Here is a 20134-nt window from a genome sequence, read left to right on the forward strand (position 1 = left end):
GATGGCAAACCTGCTCAAACCCGCCCCCCAGCGGATCGACGTGACCCCGCAGCCCATGCCGCCACTGTCGGACAAGCCCATCGACGGCAGCCGCTACTGGTCGCGCGATTTCATGGACCGCGAGTGGAACGGCATCTGGACCAAGGCGTGGCTGATCGGCGGCCTCGCTACCCAAGTCGCCAAGCCCGGCGATTTCTTCACCTACGACATCGGGCGCGAAAGCATCCTCGTCACCCGCGGCGAAGACAGGCAGGTGCGCGCCTTCTACAACGTCTGCCCGCACCGCGGCAAACGCCTCGTGATGGAGGAGCAGGGCCATGCCATGCGCCTCGCCTGCTCCTACCATGGCTGGCGCTTCACGCCTGCGGGCGAGCTCAATTTCGTCCCCTGCCCGGAAGATTTCGCGGGTGGCTCGCCCTGCGGCAAGGTGCGGCTGGAGGAGGTCAGGTGCGAGGTCTTCGCGGGCTTCGTGTGGGTCAATCTCGACCCGGCCGCCGCGCCGCTGGCCGAGCATCTCGGCCCCGTCGCGCACCAGATCGCGGGCTACCGCATGGAGCAGATGCACCGCACCCACTGGGTCACGCTGGAAGGCGACTGGAACTGGAAGTGCGTGCAGGACAATTTCAACGAGAGCTACCACCTGCCCTTCGTCCACCCGCAGACCCGCTTCGTGATGGAGCAGAGCTACAAGGACTGCCAGTTCGATCTCTACGCGCCCCACGGCCATGCGCGGATGTTCATGCCGGGCTCGCGGCCGTCACGGTCTTTGCGGGGCCATACCGACACGGTGCTCGACATGATGCGGACGGAACTCACCTATTGGGGCCTCGATCCCGAGGCCTTCCGCGACGATCCGCTGCGCACGCGCGAAGCGCTCCAGCAGGCCAAGCGGGCGAAGGGCGCGGAGAAGGGCTACGACTTCAGCCACTTCCACGATGCGCAGCTCACCGACCATTTCCACTACACGATCTTCCCCAACATCAGCTTCAGCCTCAAGCCCGACGGCTGCATCTGGCTGCGCGCCGACCCGCATCCGACCGATCCCGAGCGGTGCTATTTCGACATGTGGTACTTCACCTGGTTCCCGGAAGGCGTCGACCGCTACTTCGCCTATTCGATGGGGCAGGAGGTCGACCGCACGGTTCCCGTCCCGCACCAGCGCGGCGTGGTGGGCGAGCTCTCCTGCGGCCCGGGCATCGATCAGGACGTGAGCATCTGGAGCGAACAGCAGCTCGGCCTCCGATCGCGCGGCTACAAGGGCGGTCACCTCGCCGGGCAGGAAGCGCGGGTGCGGTTCTTCCACGACATGATCGATCGCTGGGTGGGAACCTAGAGGTTCGCCAAAGCCGCCGTCCGCCCCGCGATATAACCGAAGGTCAGCGCCGGCCCCAAAGTCCCGCCCGCGCCAGCGTAAATTCCGCCAGTCGGGCAGGCGATGGCATTGCCTGCACCCAACAGCCCGGGGATCGGCGCGCCGTCATGGCCGAGGATGCGCGCCTGACCATCGGTGCGCGGGCCGCCATTGGTGCCGAGCAGGCCGGAGGCAATCTGCACCGCATAGAACGGCGCTTCGCGGATCGCGCCCAAGGTGACGGCAGCGCCCTCCCGCGAGCGATCGCCGTAGAAGTGGTCGTAGGCGCTCGTCCCGCGCCCGAAATCGGGATCATGCCCCGCGTCGGCATGGAGGTTGAAGCGCGCGACGGTCTCCTCGAGCGCCGCCGGATCGAGGCCGATCTGCGCCGCAAGCGCTTCGAGCGTGTCGGCGCGCATCACCCAATCCGGCATCGGCTGGCCCGGCTGGCGCGTGCCCAGCGGATAGCGCGCGACATATTGCGCGTCGAAAATCAGCCAAGCGGGCAGGTTCGTGTAGTCATAGGTCGCCGGATCGAACTGGTGGAACACGCCCCCCAAGGCCGAGTAATTCGCCGCCTCGTTGCAGAACCGCCGTGCGGAGCGGTTGACCATGATGCTGTGCGGCACCGTCCGCTCGATCAGGATGATTTGTGCGCGGGGCTCGCCGCTGGCCCAGGGTTGGTCGGGCGTCACGAGGGTCGGCGCCCACCACGCGCTGGTCATATTGCCGAGCTTCGCGCCCGCCGCCATCGCGAGGCGGAGGCCACCGCCGGTGCCGGTGGGCGGGCTGGCGGGGGCGGTGACGGGGCCGCGCAGAAAGGTCTGGCGCAAGTCTGCGTCCCACTCGAACCCGCCGGTGGTGATAATCACCCCGCGCCGGGCGGCAAGCGCGAAAGGCGCCCCGTCGCGGGTGCCTTCGATCCCGGTGATCCGTCCGCCGTCCTTGACCAGCCGCTTGGTTTCGACGCCGAGGATCGGCGCGATCCCCCGGTCGAGGCAGGCCTTGAGCAGCCGCGCCACCATCGCCTGCCCGAAGCCGCATTGCCGCGCGGCCATGCGTGTCCCGAGCACTTCCATCGGCGGCATCGCAGTCGCGCCCCCGAGCGGCGTCTCGCGCAGCATCAGCGGCTTGGGCTCCTCGATGGCGTAGATCCGCGCGGCCCAATCGCCGAGTTCGCTCAAGCCAAACAGATCATGGTCGAGCGCGCGGCTCCCTTCGGGCTTCGCCCCCGGACGGTCGAGATAGTAGTCGGGATAGCCCGGCAGCACCGAGACGCTGAGCGCGCCCGCATCTTCCAGAAAGGCCAGCGCCTCGGGCCCCTTGTCGACGAAGGCCTCGAGCGTCTCGTCCACCAGATCGCCGTGATCGAGACTGCGGAAATAGGCGAGCGCCTCCTCGCAGCTGTCGGCCATCCCGGCGGCGCGCATTCGCGGGTTGTCGGCGACCCAGATCACCCCGCCCGAAATCGCCGAGGTGCCGCCGACGCGGCTCGCACGCTCGACCAGCGCGACCGATGCGCCCGCCTCGTGCGCCGCAAGCGCTGCCGCCATGCCGGCCGCGCCCGTTCCCAGAATGATGACGTCGACCTGTTCCATGCAGCGACTAGACGCTGTCCACGGCGCATCGGGCAACCCGTCATTTTGGCAAGGTGCGCGCCTGCCTCCGTCCCGCTACCCACGAGGGCAAAGGAGAGAACACATGAAGCTGCAGGGCAAAATCGCCGCGATCACCGGGGGAACGGCAGGCATGGGGCGCGGGATCGCCGAGGCGTTCCTCGCCGAGGGCGCGAGCGTCGCCCTGTTTGCGCGCAATGCCGAAAAGGGCGTGAAGGTTCTGGAGGAACTGGGCGCAGGCGACCGGGCGATCTTCGTGGCGGGCGACGTGATGCAGCAATCAGACCTCGAAGGCTTCGTCGATCACGTCATCGCCCATTTCGGCACGCTCGACATCCTCGTGAACAACGCGGGCGGGGCGGGGGACTTGCAGCCCTTAGTGAACCTCTCCGACCACGCCTTCGACGAGGCGATGAAGTGGAACGTCTATTCGACCTTCTGGGCCACCCGCCGCGCGCTGCCCACGATGCTGGAGAAGGGCAAGGGGCGGGTAATCAACATCTCCTCGATGGAGGGCAAGCACGGCAAGGCGGTGCTGACGGCGTACTCTGCCGCCAAGCACGCGTTGAACGGCATGACCAAGAGCCTCGCGCGCGAAGTCGGCGCGGCGGGCGTCACCGTCAACGCGATCTGCCCCGGCATCGTCATCACCGACATCATCAGGAACAACGGCCCCGCCACGGCGAAAGCGATGGGGATGGAGTTCGAGGAGATGATCGACCTCTTCGCCTCCGAAGCCGCGATCAAGCGTCCGAACACGGTCGAGGAAGTGGCTGCGGTCGCGGTGCTGCTGGCGAGCGAAGCGGGCGGCGGAATCACCGGCCAGCAGATCAGCGTCGACGGAGGAACGGCGCAGTACTGAGCGGGGCGTTGCGCGGTGGTTGCCGGTTCGTCGCCGCCCCGTCGGATGTTCCACGTGGAACATCGACGGGGCGTTTCGCCTATCCCTGGAGCTTCGCCATCGCTGCCCCGATCGCTGCGGCAACGTCGCCCGCCTGCGGGTTGCCACGCATGATCAGGCCGCCATTGGGCTGGATATTGGCCCCTGTCACATAGGCATTGTCGGTGCTCAGCCAGAGGCAGGCGTGGGCGACATCGTCGACCGTGTTGAGCCGTCCCATCGGGTAGCGCGGCAGGAAGGCATCGGTGAGGCCCGGAACCTGGAAGCTCTCGTGGGTCATCGGGCTGTCGGTGAAGGCGGGCGAGACCGTGTTGGCCTTGATCCCCAAGTGCCCGTAATCATTGGCAACACACTCGATCAGCGCCTCGGAGCCGCGCTTGGTGCCGATATAGGCCGCGTGATTGGTGATGATCGCCTTGGTGGTCGCCGAGGACAGGCTTATCAGCGAGCCGCCGGTGGGGGCCTGCGCGCTCATCACGCGCACGAAGGCCTGCAGGAAATGGTGCACCCCCTTGAACTGGAGCGCGACGATCTGGTCGAGCTGTTCCTCGGTGATCTCCTCGAGGCTGGCGAGCAGGCCCCAGCCGGTGGTGTTGATGGCGATGTCGACCCGTCCGAAGGTGGTTGCCGCGTGGTCGGCCATCGCATTCACTTCGGCGCGGCTGCTGATGTCGCACAGGGTGTATGCCCCGCCGATCTCGTCTGCCAGCGCGGCGAGCGGCCCCTCCTTGCGGCCTGCGACCATCACCCGCGCGCCTTCATGCGCGAAAAGCCGGGCGATGGTCTGGCCCATGTTGCCCTCCGACGCTGCGCCCAGAATGACGGCGGTCTTGCCCTCGAGTTGTCCCATCTGATGTCTCCTCTCTCGGGCGCCGGAGTAACACGGACGGGCGGGCGCCCACCCTTCCCAAAAGTAGGCATTGTCGCTTGGCGGTCTCGGGGCCGATAGCCGCTGCCAACAAAGGGAGAGCGATTGCGATGTTTACCGGACCCCTCGAGGATCGCGTTGCGATCCAGGAATTGAACGGCACCTATGCGGACGGCGTGGTGCGGATCGACAGCGACACCTGGGCAAGCGTCTGGGCCGAGAATGCCGACTGGGATCTGATGGGCCACCAGACCCACGGCAAGGAGGCGATCGTCGCCTTCTGGAACGGGGCGATGAGCGGGCTGGAGGCGGTCAGCTTCCACTGCGTGCCCTGCATGATCGAGGTAACTGGCAACACGGCGAAATCCCGCGTGCAGACGCAGGAGATCCTCAAGCCCAAGGACGGCAAGGCGCGCCATGTCGGGGGGCTGTATGAAGACGAGTTGGCGAAGGTGGATGGCCGCTGGCTTTTCACCTCGCGCACATTCAAGATCGTCGCCGAATTCGGCATGGAGGGGTAATCGACATGGCCAAGATCCTGATTTCTGCCCAGATCGACCTCGATCCCGCCCAGCGCGAGGAAGCCCTGCGCAGCGCCCGCCCGCATATCGAGGCGGCGCTCGCCGAAAAGGGTTGCATCCACTACGACTGGAGCGCCTGTTCGATGAACCCCGCCCGCGTCAACGTGTTCGAGGAATGGGAGAGCGAGGAAGCCCTCGCCGCCCATTTCCGCGATCCGGCCTATACCGGTATGCGCGATCACATCGGCCAGTTCGGCATAACAGCGGCGGTCAGCGCGAAGTATCGCGTCGACGCGGAAGGGCCGGTCTACAACGCCGAAGGGCAGGCGACCGAGGCGTTTGACTGACCAGCCCCCACCCGTGATTATGGGCGCCATCCTCGCCGGCGGACAGGCGCGCCGCTTCGGCAGCGACAAGGCGCAGGCGCTCTATGAAGGCGCGCGGCTGATCGACCGGGTCGCCGCAGCACTCGGCGCGCAATGCGCTGGCGTGGTGGTGTGCGGCCGCGATGAAGCGGGATTCGTGTGCCTCCCCGACTGGCCGGAGGCGGGCCTCGGCCCGCTCGGCGGGCTGGCGGCAGCGCTGCGCCACGCGGGTGAGCGGGGGTTTTCCTGCGTGCTCTCGGCCGGGGTGGACGTGCCCGACCTGCCCTTCGATCTTGCCACGACACTGGCGGGCGAGGGTGCCGCGATCGTCGAAAGCCAGCCGGTGGTGGGGCTGTGGCCGGTGAGCGTCGGCCCCTTGCTGGAGGGGTTTCTGGCAGGGGGCGGACGGTCACTCTACCGCTTCGCCGATCATGTCGGGGCGCGGCGGGTGAACCTCGCCGCGCCGCTGATGAACGTCAACCGGCCCGAAGACTTGCCCCCGGCCTGAAGCGTTACAGCTTCAGCAATTGCTTGCCCCGGTTCTGCCCGCTAAACAGCCGCTGCAGGGTGTGGGGCGCATTCTCGAAGCCGTGCTGGATGTCTTCCTGATACTTCAACGAGCCGTCTTTGACGAAGCCCTCCAGTCGCTTGCGAATGCCGGGAAATTCGCTCGCCCAGTCGAGCACGATGAAGCCTGCCATGGTCCCGCGCCGGAAGACGAGGTTGAAGTAGTTCTCGGGTCCGGCGGGAAGGCTCCCGGTCTCGTAGCGGCTGATCCCGCCGCAGATCACCACGCGGGCGTTGGTGGCGATGCAGGCGAGCATGTCGTTGAGGATTTTGCCGCCGACATTGTCGTAGATCACGTCCACCCCGCGCGGGCAATGCTCGCGGATCTGCTCCTTCACGCCGCCCGCCTTGTAGTCGATCGCGGCGTCATAGCCCGCTTCTTGCACCAGCCAGTCGCACTTGTCCTGCCCGCCTGCGATGCCGACCACGCGGCACCCTGCGAGCTTCGCCAGCTGGCCGACGATGCTTCCCGTCGCGCCCGCCGCGCCGCTCACCAGCACGGTATCGCCCGCCACGGGCTTGCCGACCTTGAACAGCCCGCAATAGGCGGTCAGCCCGGTCGTCCCCAGAACCGAGAGGACAGCAGTGGGCGAGAGATCGGTTTCGACCTTTGTCAGCTCCTTGCCGTCAGTGACGAGATATTCAGTCCAGCCCGTGGTGCCGAACACCAGGTCGCCCACCGCGAAGCGCCCGCCATTGCTCGCCACCACTTCGGCAATCCCGCTGCCGCGCATCACGTCGCCGATCGCCATCGGCGCGACGTAATCGGCGATGTTCTCCATCCAGCCCTTCTGCGCCGGATCGAAGCCGAGGTAATGCGTCTTGAGCAACATCTCGCCCGGGCCGGGATCGGCGAGGCTGGCTTCCACCAGCTTGAAATCATTGTCGATTGCGATCCCGCGGCCGCGCGGGTGTCCGTTCAGGAGCCATTGGCGGGTGGTGGTGGGCATCGGGTGTCTCCTCTGTTTGCCTGCCCTATTGGGGACGCGGCGCACAGCTCTCCACGGACAAAAGTGTCAGTCGAGCGCACCGCCCCCTGTGGTAGTCTCCCGCCCAATTCTCGGGGAGAGAGACGATGGGCGTTCAGACTCACAAGACCTTCTGCCGTTTCTGCCACGCAAACTGCGCAATGGAAGTCGATGTCGTGGCCGGAAAGGTCGTCGAGGTGCGCGGCGATCCGGACGATCCGGCCTATGGCGGCTACACCTGCATGAAGGGCCGCGAGCTGCCGGATTCGCACAATTCCGAGAACAGGTTGCACCATAGCCTCGTGCGCAACGAGGCGGGCGAATTCGTCTCGACCCCGATGCCGGAGGCCCTCGCCCACGTGGCGAGCGAGTTGCGCCGGATCATCGACACCCATGGCCCCCACTCGGTCGCCGTTTTCATGGGATCGGGCGGGTTCCAGAACTCCGCCGCGATGGCCGCCTCATTGAGTTTCGCCAACGCCGTAGGCAGCCGCAATTTTTACACCTCGGTGACGCTCGACCAGCCCGCCAAGGTCTTCACCACCGCGCGCTACGGCAAGTGGATGGCGGGGCCGAACACGTTCAGCGAAAGCGACGTCGCCTTGTTCATCGGCAACAACCCGATCGTATCGCACTACTCGCCGGTTGGCGGCGTGCCGCCCTTCAGCCCCTCGCGCCGCATCCGCGACCAGCAGGCGGCGGGCCTCAAGCTGATCGTCGCCGACCCGCGCGAGAGCGACGTGGCGCGGCTCGCCGACATCTACCTCCCCGTCAAGCCGGGCGAGGATCCGGCGATGCTGGCAGGGATGCTCAATGTGATCATCGCCGAGGGGCTGTATGACCGCAATTTCGTCGCCGCCCATGTCGACGGGTTCGAGGAGCTGGCCGAGGCGGTGAAGGCCTTCCCGCCGGAAGTCGCGGCCGAACGCGCGGGCCTCGACACTGACCAGCTCGTCGCCGCTGCACGGATGTTCGCGACCGGCTCGAAGGGCTGCGCGGTCACCGGCACCGGGCCGGAAATGGCGGGCAACGGCACGCTCACCGAATATCTCGTGGTCTGCCTCAACACGATTTGCGCGCGTTTCAAGCAGGAGGGCGAGAAGGCCGCGATCCCCGGCGTGTTCAGCCCCTACCAGACCGCGCGCCGCGCACAGGTCGCCCCGCCGGTGCCGATGTTCGGCGCGGAAGGCATGCCGAAATCGCGCTTCCGCGGGCTCGGGCATCTGGGCTGGGAGATGCCCTGCAACGTGCTCGCCGACGAAATCCTCACCCCCGGCGAGGGCCAGGTGCGCGCGCTGATCTCGGTCGGCGGCAATCCGGTGGTGGGCTTCCCCGATCAGGTCAAGATGGTTCGCGCGCTCGATGATCTTGAGCTGTTCGTGCAGATCGATCCATGGATGAGCGCCAGTGCCAAGCGAGCTGATGTGGTACTTGCCCCGTCGCAGTGTCTGGAGCGCGAGGACATCACCAGCCTCTCCGAATGGTGGCACGAGGAGCCCTACGCCCGCTACACCGAGGCGGTGGTTGAGGCGCCGGGCGACGTGATCGACGAATACGAGATGTTCTGGACGATCGCACATCACCTCGGGATCACCATGCAGCTTGCTGGCGGCCCGCTGCCGATGGATCGCAAGCCGACCAAGCAGGAATTCCTCGATCTTGCGGTGACCGGCTGCCTCGTGCCCCCCAGTCAGGTGCGCACGGATTGCGCCGCGAATGGCGGCGCGGCGGTGATGTATCCGGAGCGGCATCCGGTGGTGGAGCCGGTCGACGAGGGCGAGTTCCACCGCTTCGATCTCGCCGTGGGCGCGATGCCGTCCGAGATCCTGAAATATGCCGACGCCAGCGCCGCGCGCGAGGGCTTCGACTTCCGCCTGATCTCGCGGCGTTCCAAGACGCGGTTCAATTCGATCGGTCACCCGCTCAAGAAGCTGCAGGAAAAAACCACCACCAACCCCGCCTTCATCCACCCGGATGACATCGCCGCTCTGGGGCTGGAGGAAGGCGGCCTGGTCGCGATCACCTCGCCCCATGCGACAATCCACGGCGTGGTCAAGGCGAGCGACAAGGTGCGGCGCGGGATTGTCTCGATGGCGCATGCCTATGGCGATGCCGACGCGGGCAAGGACGATGTGCGGGAGCGCGGCTCCTCCACCAACCGGCTGGTCAGCGAGGTGGTCGATTACGATCCGATCACCGGGCAGAGCTTGCAGAGCGCCATTCCGGTTAAACTTGAGCCTGCTTGAATTTCACCAGAACGGATAAAATTAGATGCCCCAGAACCGCCGCTTCCTCCTCCAGCGTCGCCCCGATGGCGCGCCGGTTCCGCAAGATTTCGAGCTCGTCACGGTCGAGACCCCCGCGCTGGAAGAGGGGCAATTCCTGATCCGCAACCATTACGCCTCGCTCGATCCGGCGATGCGCGGGTGGATGGATGCGGAAGGGAATTACATGCCTCCAATCCCTTTGGGCGAACCGGTGCGCGCAAGCACCATCGGCGTGGTCGAGGAAAGCCGCGCCGAGGGCTTCGCGCCGGGCCAGTGGGTGATGGGGCTCAATGCGCTCGAGGACTACTCCATCGGCACCGTCGGCGGGTTCACCCAGCCGATCGACCCGAGCCTCGTGCCGAGCGTCACCAACTACCTGTCGATCTTCGGCGCGGTGGGGATGACCGCCTATTTCGGCTTCCTCGAGGTGTGCGAGCCCAAGCCGGGCGAGACCGTGCTGGTCACCGGCGCGGCGGGCGCAGTGGGCAGTCTCGTCGGCCAGCTCGCCAAGATCCACGGCTGCCGCGCGGTCGGAATCGCGGGCGGCCCGGCCAAGTGCGCGCGGCTCACCGAGAAATACGGCTTCGACACCGCCATCGACTATCGCGACAAGGATGAAGCCGCATTGACCGCCGCCATCGCTGAGGCCTGCCCGGAGGGCGTCGACGTGATCTTCGAGAATGTCGGCGGGATCATCCTCGATGCGGGGCTGATGAACTTGAACCTGCACTCGCGCGTCGGGCTGTGCGGGCTCATCAGCGAATACAACACGAGCCCTCGCGGCATTCGCAACCTGTGGCAGCTGATCGTCAAGCGCGCGCACATCCGCGGGCTGCTGGTGGCCGACTACGTCCCCCGCTTCGGCGAGGGCGCGCAGGCGATGGGCGTATGGGCGGCGCAAGGGCGGCTCACAATCGACGAGCATATCGACGAGGGGCTGGAACACGCCTTTGCCAGCTTCATGCGGCTGTTTGCAGGGACGAATGACGGCAAGATGATCCTCAAGATCGCCTGATGGCCCGCTCGCTGCTCGTGCTGTCGGGGGGCCATCCTTACGAGGAGGGCCCCTTCGCCGAATTGCTGGGCGCGCTGGGCGAGTGGGAGATCACCCACCTCGTCCACCCCGAAGGCGGCGAGGCGGATGCGGCGCAGGCCATCCGCGCCGCCGACGCGCTGCTGTTCTACGACATGGCAGGCTACAGTTTCGGCGGGGGCACGGTGACCATGCGCCCGCCCTCCCCCGCCTTGCGCGAGGCTCTCACGAGCCGCTTCGCCTGCGGCAAGGGCGCGGTGGCGATGCACCATGCGCTCGCCGGGTGGGCGGAATGGCCGGAGTGGCACGACTGGCTCGGCGGGCAGTTCCACTACCAGCCGGGGCCGCACGGGCTGGACTCGGGCTATCGCCACGATGTTGCCTATGAAGCGCGCATCCTTGCCGATCACCCGGTGACACGCGGCCTGCCCGAAACCTTCCCCGTCACCGACGAGCTCTACCTCTGCCCCATCGACGAGCGCGCCCTCACCCCCCTCGTGCGGGCCGAGGGCTTCGGCTTCACGGCTGACAACTTCTACTCCGCCGCGCAGGCCGTCGCGGGCGCAATGTTCAGCAACGCAGGCTGGGAGCACCCCGAAGGCAGCAACTGCATTGCCTGGGAAAGCCGCACCTGTCCCGCCCCGCTCGTCTACCTGCAATTCGGCGACGGCCCCGCGACCTACGCCAACCCCCATGTCCGGCAAATGCTCGCCCAGGCGCTCGGCTACACCTCAGGAGGAACCGCATGACCCCCCAGCAAACCGTCGAGGCCTTCATCACCCACTGGAACGCCTGCGATGTGGACGCGATGCTCGCGCTGTGCGCCGAGGATATCGTCTACCACAATATCCCCATGGAGCCGGTCGTGGGCACCGCGCAGATGCGCGCGATGGTCGAAGGCTTCCTCGGCGATATCGCCTCGTGCGACTGGCAGACCCACGCCATCGCCGCGAACGGCAACACCGTGCTGACCGAGCGCACCGACATCTTCCACTTCAAGGACGGCCGCCGCGCCGCGATCCGCGTGATGGGAACCTTCGATCTGGATGCCGACGGTCGCATCACCGGCTGGCGCGACTATTTCGACATGCTTGAATTTCAGCGCGAATTCGCCCCGGCGTGACCTACGCGGCCCAACCCTAACACATTCGCGCATCGCATCGGGGGCGCAGGGTTGGCTAGGCTTGCACCACAAGCTGACAAGGGTCTGGAGCCGCATCACATGAACAAGCCCGAAGGCAATGTCTTTGCGCCCGAAACGCTGATCGATCCGTTCGATTACTACCGCGCTGTCCACGAGGCGGGGGTGGCGATCGAGCATCTCGAAGGGATGAACACCTGGGTCGTCTATTCCTACGACCTGTGCAGTGAGGCGGCGGCCAAGCCGGAGGTCTTCTCGAACGATTTCACGGCCCTCATGGGCCGCGAGGCCGAGGAGGACATTCAGGCGATCCTCGCCGAGGGCTGGCCCGACCTGCCCACCTTGCTGACCGCCGACGCGCCGGTCCACACCCGCAATCGCAAGCTCGTCAACCTCGCCTTCTCGGCCCCGCGCGTCAACGCGATCGAGGCCGACATGCGCACCAAGTCGATCGAGTTGATCGAGTCTTTCGCCGACAGGGGCCATTGCGAATTCGTCGAGGAGTTCGGCGTGCCGCTGCCGGTCGCGATGATCGCCGGGCAGATCGGGCTGGATGATGATCCGGGGCGCGTGAAGCGCTGGTCGGACGCGGCGGTCGACCGCTTCAGCCAGATGGTCGATCACGAACGCAAGAAGGAGTGCGCGCGCAGCCTTGTCGAGTTCCAGCACTACATCAAGGGCCTGATCGACGACCGCAAGGCGAACGGCGGCAACGACCTGCTCACCGATCTGGTCGAGGCACGCATCGAGGGCGAGACGCCGCTGTCGGACCCTGAGATCATGTCGCTGATGCAGCAATTCATGGTGGCCGGGAACGAGACCACCACCTCGACGCTGGCGGGCGGCCTGCTCCAGCTGATCCGCAACCCCGACCAGATGGCCAAGGCCAAGGCGGCGGCAGGGGGCCGCGATCCCAAGGTGATCATGAACCTCGTCGAAGAGGCGCTGCGCTACGAGACGCCGACGGCAGGAATGTGGCGCATCGTCAAGCAGGACACCGAGCTTGGCGGCATGGCGATCCCGGCGGGCAGCGTGGTGCAGCTGCGCTATGCCGCGGCCAACCGCGATCCGTCGAAGTTCCCCGATCCCGACCGCTTCGACATCGACCGCGCCAACGCCCGCACGCATCTCAGCTTCGGCAAGGGCCCGCACATGTGCGTGGGCAACATGCTCAGCCGCAAGGAAATGCTGGTCGCCTTCGACGAGCTTTTGGAGCGGCTCGATAATTTTGCGGTGCCTGATGACAGCGCGATCCGCATCCTGCCCAACATCCTGCTGCGCGGCGTGACCCACCTGCCGATCACGTTCACGCGGAAAGCCTGAGACAGATGAATTTCGACCTTTCCGAAGAACAGCAAATGTTCGTGACCTCGGTCGAGCGCTTCGCCGCGCCCATCGACGTCGAGGCGCGGCGCAAGCTTCGCCTCTCGCCCAGCGGCTATGACCGCGCGCGCTGGCAGAGCCTCGCCGAGATGGGCCTGATTGCGCTCGCGGCGAACGAGGCTGCGGGCGGCATGGGCGGATCGGCGGTCGATCTGGCGCTGGTGCTCGAGGCGATCGGCAAGGCCAACGCGCCCGACCCGCTGCTCGAACACGGCATCCTTCCCGCCCTGCTGCTCGAACACGGGCAGGCAGGCGATGTGCTCGAAGGGGTGCTGTCGGGCGAGACCCTCGCCACCTTCGCATGGACCGAGCGCGGCCAGCGCTACAGCCTCAAGGCCAAGGGGATGAAGGCGGATGCTGCCGGGGACGGCTTCACGCTCACCGGCGAGAAGACGATGGTGATGGGGGCATTGCTCGCCGACCTGTTCATCGTCACCGCCGACCTTGGCGGGGAGACCGCCTGCTTCCTCGTACCCAAGGGCGCGGCCGGATTGGAAGTGCGCGCCTATCGCCTCGCCGACGGCAGCATCGCGGGCGAGATCAAGCTGACCCGCACGCCTTCCGCCGTCAGGCTGGCGCTCGACCCGGCGGCGCTCGACGGCATCGTCGCCGACCTCAGGCTTTACGCTGCGGCGGAAATGGTAGGCCTTGGCCAGCGCCTGCTCGATGACACGCTCACCTACGTGAAGGAGCGCGAGCAGTTCGGTGTTGCGATCGGTTCGTTCCAGGCCTTGCAGCACCGGCTGGTCGATTGCTACGCGAAGGAAGAACAAGCACGTTCAATGCTTTACCGCGCAGCATTGACCGACCGGAGTGATGCAGCAAAATGGCAGCGCGCCGCCGCCGGGGCCAAGGCCTTCATCGGCGGGAATGTCGATGCCATAGCCCGCGAGGCGGTGCAGATGCACGGCGGGATGGGGATCACCGACGAGCTTGCCATCGGCCATGCGCTGAAGCGCGTGCTGGTGCTCGCGCGCCTGTTCGGCGACGTCGACACCGTGCTGGCGGAATATGCTTTGGCCGCTTGACCGGCACACAGGAGGGGAACTGAGACATGGGCGAAAAGATCGACCCGAACCTGTGGAGTGACGGGGCGCAGCCGCAGCTGATGGGCGGAAGGCTGCCTTCGGGGCAGATCGTCTTCCCGATGCCGTCCGGCGATGCGGCCGAGGGCGTGGAGCCCTACAAGCTCGCCCGTCGCGGCAAGCTGTGGTCGTGGACCTCGCAGGGCTTCCTGCCCAAGGAGCCCTATGAAGGCCCCGGCTCCGGCCCCGGCGAGGGCCCGCCCGATTTCCAGCCCTTCCTGCTCGGCTATGTCGAATTGCCCGGCGAGGTGATCGTCGAAAGCCGCATCGTTGATTGCAGGCTCGAAGACCTGCATCTCGGCATGGAGCTCGAATTCTGCATCGTGCCGTTCAACGCGCGCTACGACACCTTCGCCTTCCGTCCCGTTGCCCAAGCCGAAAGCCAAGCCGCATGAGCGAGAACGTCTATATCATCGGCGCCGGGATCCACCCCTTCGGCCGCACCGACAGCCGCTCGGGCCGCGAACAGGGGGTCTATGCCGTGCGCGAGGCTTTGACGGACGCAGGGCTCGAATGGCCCGACATCGAATGCGCCTATGGCGGCAGCGCGGCTGCCGGCAATGCCGACATCATGGTCAACGAGCTGGGGCTGACCAGCCTCCCCTTCACCAACGTCGCCAATGGCTGCGCGACCGGCGGCAGCGCGCTCGCCGCATCGCAGCAGGCGATTGCGAGCGGGATGTATGACCTCGCGCTGGCGGTCGGCTTCGACAAGCATCCGAGGGGCGCGTTCAACGCCAAACCGTCGGATTATGGCCTGCCCGAATGGTACGGCCAGACCGGCATGATGCTGACGACGCAGTTCTTCGCGTTGAAGATCCAGCGCTACATGCAGCTCCATGGCATCAGCCGCACGACGCTCGGGCGCGTTGCCGAGAAGGCCTTCCGCAATGGCACGATCACACCCCATGCCTGGCGGCGCAGTCCGGTCGATCTCGACACGATCATGAACGCGCCGATGATCAACGATCCGCTGACCAAGTACATGTTCTGCTCGCCCGCCGAGGGCGCGGTGGCGCTGATCCTCGCTTCGGAAAAGAAGATGAAGGAACTCGGCGCGGACGGGGTCAAGATCCGCGCGGTTGCGGTGAAGACCCGCCCGCCCAACTCCTTCGAGGTGTTCCAGGCCGGCATCAGCATAGAGGAAGGCGGCAAGCCCACCGTCCTCGCCTCCAAGGCCGCGTTCGAGAAGGCCGGCATCGGCCCGGAGGACATCAGCGTCGCGCAGTTGCAGGACACCGAGAGCGGCGCGGAGATCATGCACATGGCCGAGAACGGCTTCTGCAAGGACGGCGAGCAGGAGGAATGGCTCGCGAATGGCTGGACCGAAATCGGCGGCGGTAAGCTCCCCGTCAACACCGACGGCGGGTGCCTCGCCTGCGGGGAACCGATCGGCGCCTCGGGCCTGCGGCAAGTCTACGAGAACGTCACCCAGCTGCGCGGCCGCGCGGGCGAGCGGCAGGTGCCAGGCACGCCGCGGTTCGGTTACTCCCACGTCTACGGCGCACCCGGCCTGTCCGGCGTCGCGATTCTGGAACGCGAATGAGCCGGATGGAGGGCAAGGTCGCGCTGATCTCGGGCGGCGCGGAGGGGATCGGGGCAGCGGTCGCGCGGTTGATCGTCGCCGAGGGCGGCAGCGTGATGCTCGGCGATGTGCAGCTGGAAAAGGCGCAGGAACTCGCTGCCGAGCTTGGTGACCGCGCCGCCGCGACCCACCTCGACGTGCGCCACCTCGCGCAATGGGAGGCCGCGGTCGCCGCCACCCTCTCGCGCTTCGGCAAGCTCACCGTGCTGTGCAACATCGCCGGCATCTCCGAACCCGGCAACGTCCCCGAAGGCGCATTGGACGTGTGGGACCGCACCATCGACATCAATCTCCACGGCCCCTTCTACGGGATGCGTGCCGCGATCCCGGCAATGGAGGCGAGCGGCGAGCCCTGCGCCATCGTCAACATCGGCTCGATGATCGCGTTGCGCCCGGCGAGTTTCGTGGCGGCCTATTCTGCGTCGAAGACCGGCCTCAGGGGCCTGACCCAAAGCGTCGCGCTCGATCTGGCCGAGCGCGGCCTGCCGATCCGCGTCAACATGGTTCACCCCGGCGCGATCCGCACGCCGATGTACAACCGCTACAAGTTCTCCGGCACCGACACGCCCGAGAATATCGAGACCAATTTCGCCGCCACCCACCCGATGAACCGCATCGGCGAGCCCGAGGAGGTTGCCCGCGCCGTGGTCTTCCTCGCCAGCGACGAGGCGAGTTTCACCACCGGCTGCGATTTGACCGTCGATGGCGGCGGCAGCATCAGGAGCTAGCATGGCACAGCAACCCGCCACCCGGATCGACGCGCATTTCATCGCCGCGGGCAAGTATCACGATATCGATTACCCCCGGCTCGAGATCCTCAAGCTGCTCGCCGAGCATCCGCAGATCCGCACCACTGTGGCGGCGGATTATTCGGGGCTGGAGCGGCTCGATGCGTGCCGGTTCCTCATCACCTACACCTGCGACCTGATGCCGACCCCGGAACAGGCCGCGCAGCTGAAGGCGTGGATGGCAAAGGGCGGCAAGTGGATGGCGCTCCACGGCACCAACTCGATCCTCGTCTTCACCGCCGATGGCCTGGTCGATGCCCCCGATGATCGCCCCGACGTGATGGAAATGCTCGGTACGCAGTTCGTCGCCCACCCGCCGATCGACAAGTTCCTGGTCGAAGTGGTGGGCAAGGACCACGAGCTGACCCGCGGCATCGCAGATTTCGAGGTGGTGGACGAGCTCTACCTCTCCAAGACCACCGCGCCGATCGACACGCTGATGCAGACCACCTTCGAAGGCGAGGCGACCGGCTTCACCCACAGCACGTGGGAAAAGACCACGGTTCCTATCGTTTATACGAGGGATATCGGCGCGGGGCGGATAGTATACAATGCGTTGGGCCATTGCCGCGGGCACTATGATCTTCCGGGCATGGCCGATTTCTACCCGCACAAGGAAATGTGCGCGTGGAACTACGACGTCTACTACGACCTGCTGCGGCGCACGATTGCCTGGGCGATGCGGGACGGGGAATGAAGCTGGCAGGTCCGCGGATGCGTAGCTTGCGGGATCGAGATTGGGACTGATTGCAATGGATATGGACTTCTCGCCCGAGGATCTGGCTTTCCGCGAGGAAGTGCGCAGCTTCCTTGCGGACAACCTGCCCGAACGGCTGCGCGATGGCGCGCGCCGGACGCCCGGCGTGTTCGTCGAGCCGGATATCGGGATGGAGTGGCACCGCATCCTCTACAAACAGGGCTGGGTCGCGCCGCACTGGCCCAAGGCGGACGGCGGCACCGGCTGGACGCCGACGCAGAAGTTCATCTTCGAGAAGGAATGCGCGCTCGCCGGCGCGCCCGCGCTCGCGATCCTCGGCCTGCGCCTGGTCGGCCCCGTCATCTGCGAATTCGGCACGCCCGAACAGAAGGCCCGTTTCCTGCCCGGCATCCTGTCGGGCGAGGATTACTGGTGCCAGGGCTATTCCGAGCCCGGCAGCGGATCGGACCTCGCAAGCCTCAAGACCAGCGCGCGGCTTGAGGGCGATGAGTACGTCATCAACGGTTCCAAGATCTGGACCACCCACGCCCACCACGCCGACTGGATCTTCGCGCTGGTGCGCACTGATGCCACAGTGAAAAAGCAGGCCGGGATCAGCTTCCTGCTCGTGCCGATGGACCAGCCCGGGGTGACGGTGACCCCGATCTACTCGATGTCGGGCGATCACGAGGTCAATGCGGTGTTCTTCACCGACGCGCGCACCGGGCAGGAAAACCGCATCGGGGCGGAAGGTGCCGGGTGGACCATCGCCAAGTTCCTGCTCGAGAACGAGCGCGGCGGATCGTGCTATGCCCCGCGCCTGCTCCAGAGCATCGACCGGCTCGAGAACCTCGCCCAGACCCAGCCCTCGGGCGTCAATGGCGCGATCGCGCATGACCCGCGCTTCCGCGACCGCCTCGCCCGCGTGCGGCTGGAGGCCGAGGCGCTGGAAGTGACCGAGCTGCGCATCCTCGCCGAGCTCGCCAAGGGCCGCGCACCCGGACCGCAGACCTCGCTGGTGAAGCTGCTCGGCTCGAACATCGGCCAGCAGGTCGATGTGCTGCGCCTCGAACTGCTCGGGCCGGACGCGCTGCAATTGCCGCTGGAGCGCCCGCTCTACGGCAACGAGGCGCCCGAGCCGGTGGGCAGCGAATATGCCCAGACCGCCATGGGCAAATACCTCAACAACCGCGCCTCGACGATCTTCGGCGGATCGGACGAGGTGCAGAAGAACATCATTGCCAAGACCGTTCTCGGTCTCTGAGGAAACCGAAATGGACGCTTCGAAACTGATGTTCCGCGATGGCCTGATGGCGGGCGAGCGCATTCTCGTCACCGGCGGCGGCACCGGCCTCGGACGCGAGATGGCCGAGGCCTTCCTCAAGCTGGGCGCGACCGTCTACATCTGCGGGCGGCGGCAGAACAAGCTGGATGAAACGGCGGCGGAGCTAACCGCGCTCCACGGCGGCAAGATCGTCGGCATGGCCTGCGACATCCGCGATGCGGCCGCGATCCACACGATGGTCGACGCGATCTGGGCCGATGGCGGAGCGCTCACCGGCGTCGTCAACAACGCCGCTGGCAACTTCATCAGCCGCACCGAGGATCTGTCGGTCAACGGTTTCAACGCCATCGCCGACATCGTGATGCGCGGCACCTTCTATGTCACGCTCGACATCGGCAAGCGGCTGATCGCGGAGAAGAAGAAGGCCAGTTTCCTCTCGATCCTCACCACCTGGGTGTGGTCGGGCAGCGCCTTCGTGGTGCCCTCCGCCATGTCCAAGACCGCGATCAACGCCATGACCCAAAGCCTTGCGACCGAGTGGGGCCGCTATGGCCTGCGCTTCAATGCCATCGCACCCGGTCTCTTTCCCACCAAGGGGATGAGCGCGCGGCTGCACCCCGGCGGCGCGGGCGGCAATTCCGGCAACAACCTCAACCCCATGGGCCGCGCGGGCGAGATGCACGAACTCGCCAACCTCGCGGTGTTCCTGATGGGGCCGGGCGCGGAATATGTGAACGGCCAAACCATCGCCATCGACGGCGCGGGCTTCCAGGCCAATGGCGGGACGTTCTACCCGATGCTCTCGGCCTTGGGCGATGCCGAGTGGGATCAGATGCGCGCGATGATCAAGGGCACCAACGAGAAGGACAAGGCGGAAAGAACCGTCGGTTAGGTCACCGCCGCGCGCTGGTTGAACTCCGCGCGCTGCCACTCGCCGCTCGTCAGAACCTCGGCGAGGTGGCGGGCGGCGGCGGCCATGTCAGCAAAGCTCAGGTAAGCGGGCGCAAAGCCCAGCCGCAGCACGTCGAGCGCGCGGAAATCGCCGATCACGCCGCGCGCGATCAGAGCCTGGCAGATGGCGTAGGCCTCCGGATGGCGGAACGAGAGCTGGCTCCCGCGCTCGGCGGCGCGTGGCGGACTGACCAGCTCCAGCGCCACGTCATGCGCCATCAGGCTTTCGAGGAAGAACTCCGACAGCGCCTGCGACTTGGCGTAAAGCCGGGCCACACCGATCTCCGCGATGAGATCGACGCCCACCTCGAGCGCCGCGAGCCCCAGCACCGGGGGCGTGCCGCATTGCAATCGCTCGATCCCCGGCGCGCCCGCGTATTCGTCGGAGAAGGCGAAGGGCGCGGCGTGGCCGAACCAGCCGGTGAGCGGCTGCTGGAGCGCCGCCTGATGGCGCTCAGCGACAAAGGCAAAAGCGGGCGCGCCCGGGCCGGCGCACAGATACTTGTAGCCGCAGCCGACCGCGAAATCCGCACCCGCCGCGTTCAGATCGACTGGCAGCGCGCCGGTCGAGTGCGACAGGTCCCACAGCACCAGCGCGCCTGCCTCATGCGCGGCGCGGGTCAGCGCGGCCATGTCGAAGAGCGCGCCGGTCTTGTAATGGGCGTGGGTGAGCATCAGCAGCGCGACATCGCTATCGAGCGCCGCTGCAAGCTTGTCGCGCCCCACCAGCCGCCGCGTGGCGAGGCCTTGCGCCTCGAGCCC

General features: G+C 66.6%; 21 protein-coding genes. 17 read left to right on the forward strand and 4 right to left on the reverse strand.

Going from position 1 to position 20134, the window contains the following annotated elements; genetic code table 11:
* Position 1: 1 nt before the first annotated feature.
* A complete protein-coding gene (locus NBV68_RS00255; protein WP_296306302.1) occupies positions 2-1333 on the forward strand; it encodes an aromatic ring-hydroxylating dioxygenase subunit alpha in 1332 nt (443 codons plus the stop codon).
* Here the strand turns inward: NBV68_RS00255 and NBV68_RS00260 are convergent.
* Positions 1330-2949 (reverse strand): FAD-dependent oxidoreductase, encoded by a 1620-nt coding sequence (locus tag NBV68_RS00260; protein WP_296306304.1) that lies wholly within the window; start codon positions 2947-2949, stop codon positions 1330-1332. The genes NBV68_RS00255 and NBV68_RS00260 overlap by 4 nt on opposite strands.
* 103 nt (positions 2950-3052) lie before the next feature.
* On the opposite strand from NBV68_RS00260, the gene NBV68_RS00265 reads away from it, so the two are divergent.
* Positions 3053-3829, forward strand: coding sequence for an SDR family NAD(P)-dependent oxidoreductase (locus NBV68_RS00265; RefSeq protein ID WP_296306305.1), 777 nt, complete (start codon positions 3053-3055; stop codon positions 3827-3829).
* 79 nt (positions 3830-3908) lie between these two features.
* Here the strand turns inward: NBV68_RS00265 and NBV68_RS00270 are convergent, their stop codons facing one another.
* A complete protein-coding gene (locus NBV68_RS00270; protein WP_296306306.1) occupies positions 3909-4718 on the reverse strand; it encodes an SDR family oxidoreductase in 810 nt (269 codons plus the stop codon).
* 128 nt (positions 4719-4846) lie between these two features.
* Here NBV68_RS00270 and NBV68_RS00275 point away from each other — a divergent pair, with 128 nt between their 5' ends.
* Genes NBV68_RS00275 through NBV68_RS00285 form a run of 3 tightly spaced genes read left to right on the forward strand, consistent with a single transcriptional unit; the run spans position 4847 to position 6130 of the window.
* Entirely contained in the window at positions 4847-5257 is a 411-nt protein-coding gene (locus NBV68_RS00275) for a nuclear transport factor 2 family protein (RefSeq protein WP_296306308.1), read from the forward strand.
* 5 nt (positions 5258-5262) lie between these two features.
* Complete coding sequence (locus NBV68_RS00280; RefSeq protein WP_296306309.1) at positions 5263-5604, forward strand: antibiotic biosynthesis monooxygenase; 342 nt, start codon at positions 5263-5265, stop codon at positions 5602-5604.
* Between the two features lie 19 nt (positions 5605-5623).
* On the forward strand, positions 5624-6130 hold the full coding sequence (locus NBV68_RS00285; RefSeq protein ID WP_296306328.1) for a molybdenum cofactor guanylyltransferase: 507 nt from the start codon (positions 5624-5626) through the stop codon (positions 6128-6130).
* 4 nt (positions 6131-6134) lie between these two features.
* On the opposite strand, the gene NBV68_RS00290 is transcribed toward NBV68_RS00285, so the two are convergent.
* Positions 6135-7139 carry an NADP-dependent oxidoreductase gene (locus NBV68_RS00290; protein ID WP_296306310.1) on the reverse strand — a complete coding sequence of 335 codons (1005 nt, stop codon included), beginning with the start codon at positions 7137-7139 and terminating at the stop codon, positions 6135-6137.
* 125 nt (positions 7140-7264) lie between these two features.
* Between NBV68_RS00290 and NBV68_RS00295 the strand changes: the two genes are divergently transcribed.
* The 12 genes from NBV68_RS00295 (at position 7265) to NBV68_RS00350 (ending at position 19313) form a co-directional block, all read left to right on the forward strand.
* Positions 7265-9403, forward strand: coding sequence for a molybdopterin-dependent oxidoreductase (locus NBV68_RS00295; protein WP_296306311.1), 2139 nt, complete (start codon positions 7265-7267; stop codon positions 9401-9403).
* A gap of 25 nt (positions 9404-9428) precedes the next feature.
* On the forward strand, positions 9429-10439 hold the full coding sequence (locus NBV68_RS00300; RefSeq protein ID WP_296306312.1) for an NADP-dependent oxidoreductase: 1011 nt from the start codon (positions 9429-9431) through the stop codon (positions 10437-10439).
* On the forward strand, positions 10439-11206 hold the full coding sequence (locus NBV68_RS00305; RefSeq protein ID WP_296306313.1) for a ThuA domain-containing protein: 768 nt from the start codon (positions 10439-10441) through the stop codon (positions 11204-11206). Before NBV68_RS00300 ends, NBV68_RS00305 begins: the two co-directional genes overlap by 1 nt.
* Positions 11203-11580: a limonene-1,2-epoxide hydrolase family protein gene (locus NBV68_RS00310; protein WP_296306314.1), complete on the forward strand. Its 378-nt coding sequence runs from the start codon at positions 11203-11205 to the stop codon at positions 11578-11580. The genes NBV68_RS00305 and NBV68_RS00310 overlap by 4 nt, the downstream gene beginning before the upstream one ends.
* A gap of 99 nt (positions 11581-11679) precedes the next feature.
* Entirely contained in the window at positions 11680-12921 is a 1242-nt protein-coding gene (locus NBV68_RS00315) for a cytochrome P450 (protein ID WP_296306316.1), read from the forward strand.
* A gap of 5 nt (positions 12922-12926) precedes the next feature.
* Complete coding sequence (locus NBV68_RS00320) at positions 12927-14009, forward strand: acyl-CoA dehydrogenase family protein (protein WP_296306317.1); 1083 nt, start codon at positions 12927-12929, stop codon at positions 14007-14009.
* 26 nt (positions 14010-14035) lie between these two features.
* Positions 14036-14461: an OB-fold domain-containing protein gene (locus NBV68_RS00325; protein ID WP_296306318.1), complete on the forward strand. Its 426-nt coding sequence runs from the start codon at positions 14036-14038 to the stop codon at positions 14459-14461.
* On the forward strand, positions 14458-15612 hold the full coding sequence (locus NBV68_RS00330) for a thiolase family protein (RefSeq protein ID WP_296306319.1): 1155 nt from the start codon (positions 14458-14460) through the stop codon (positions 15610-15612). The genes NBV68_RS00325 and NBV68_RS00330 overlap by 4 nt, the downstream gene beginning before the upstream one ends.
* Positions 15609-16379 carry a glucose 1-dehydrogenase gene (locus NBV68_RS00335; protein WP_296306320.1) on the forward strand — a complete coding sequence of 257 codons (771 nt, stop codon included), beginning with the start codon at positions 15609-15611 and terminating at the stop codon, positions 16377-16379. Before NBV68_RS00330 ends, NBV68_RS00335 begins: the two co-directional genes overlap by 4 nt.
* Position 16380: 1 nt before the next feature.
* Entirely contained in the window at positions 16381-17136 is a 756-nt protein-coding gene (locus tag NBV68_RS00340) for a ThuA domain-containing protein (RefSeq protein ID WP_296306321.1), read from the forward strand.
* Between the two features lie 55 nt (positions 17137-17191).
* Entirely contained in the window at positions 17192-18400 is a 1209-nt protein-coding gene (locus NBV68_RS00345) for an acyl-CoA dehydrogenase family protein (protein WP_296306322.1), read from the forward strand.
* Positions 18401-18410: 10 nt separating this feature from the next.
* A complete protein-coding gene (locus NBV68_RS00350) occupies positions 18411-19313 on the forward strand; it encodes an SDR family oxidoreductase (RefSeq protein ID WP_296306323.1) in 903 nt (300 codons plus the stop codon).
* Here the strand turns inward: NBV68_RS00350 and NBV68_RS00355 are convergent.
* Positions 19310-20134, reverse strand: an 825-nt coding sequence (locus NBV68_RS00355) for an aminotransferase class V-fold PLP-dependent enzyme (RefSeq protein ID WP_296306324.1), incomplete at its 5' end; no start/stop codon positions are given. The genes NBV68_RS00350 and NBV68_RS00355 overlap by 4 nt on opposite strands.

The sequence above is a fragment of the Erythrobacter sp. genome (assembly GCF_023653175.1).
Taxonomy (GTDB): domain Bacteria; phylum Pseudomonadota; class Alphaproteobacteria; order Sphingomonadales; family Sphingomonadaceae; genus Erythrobacter.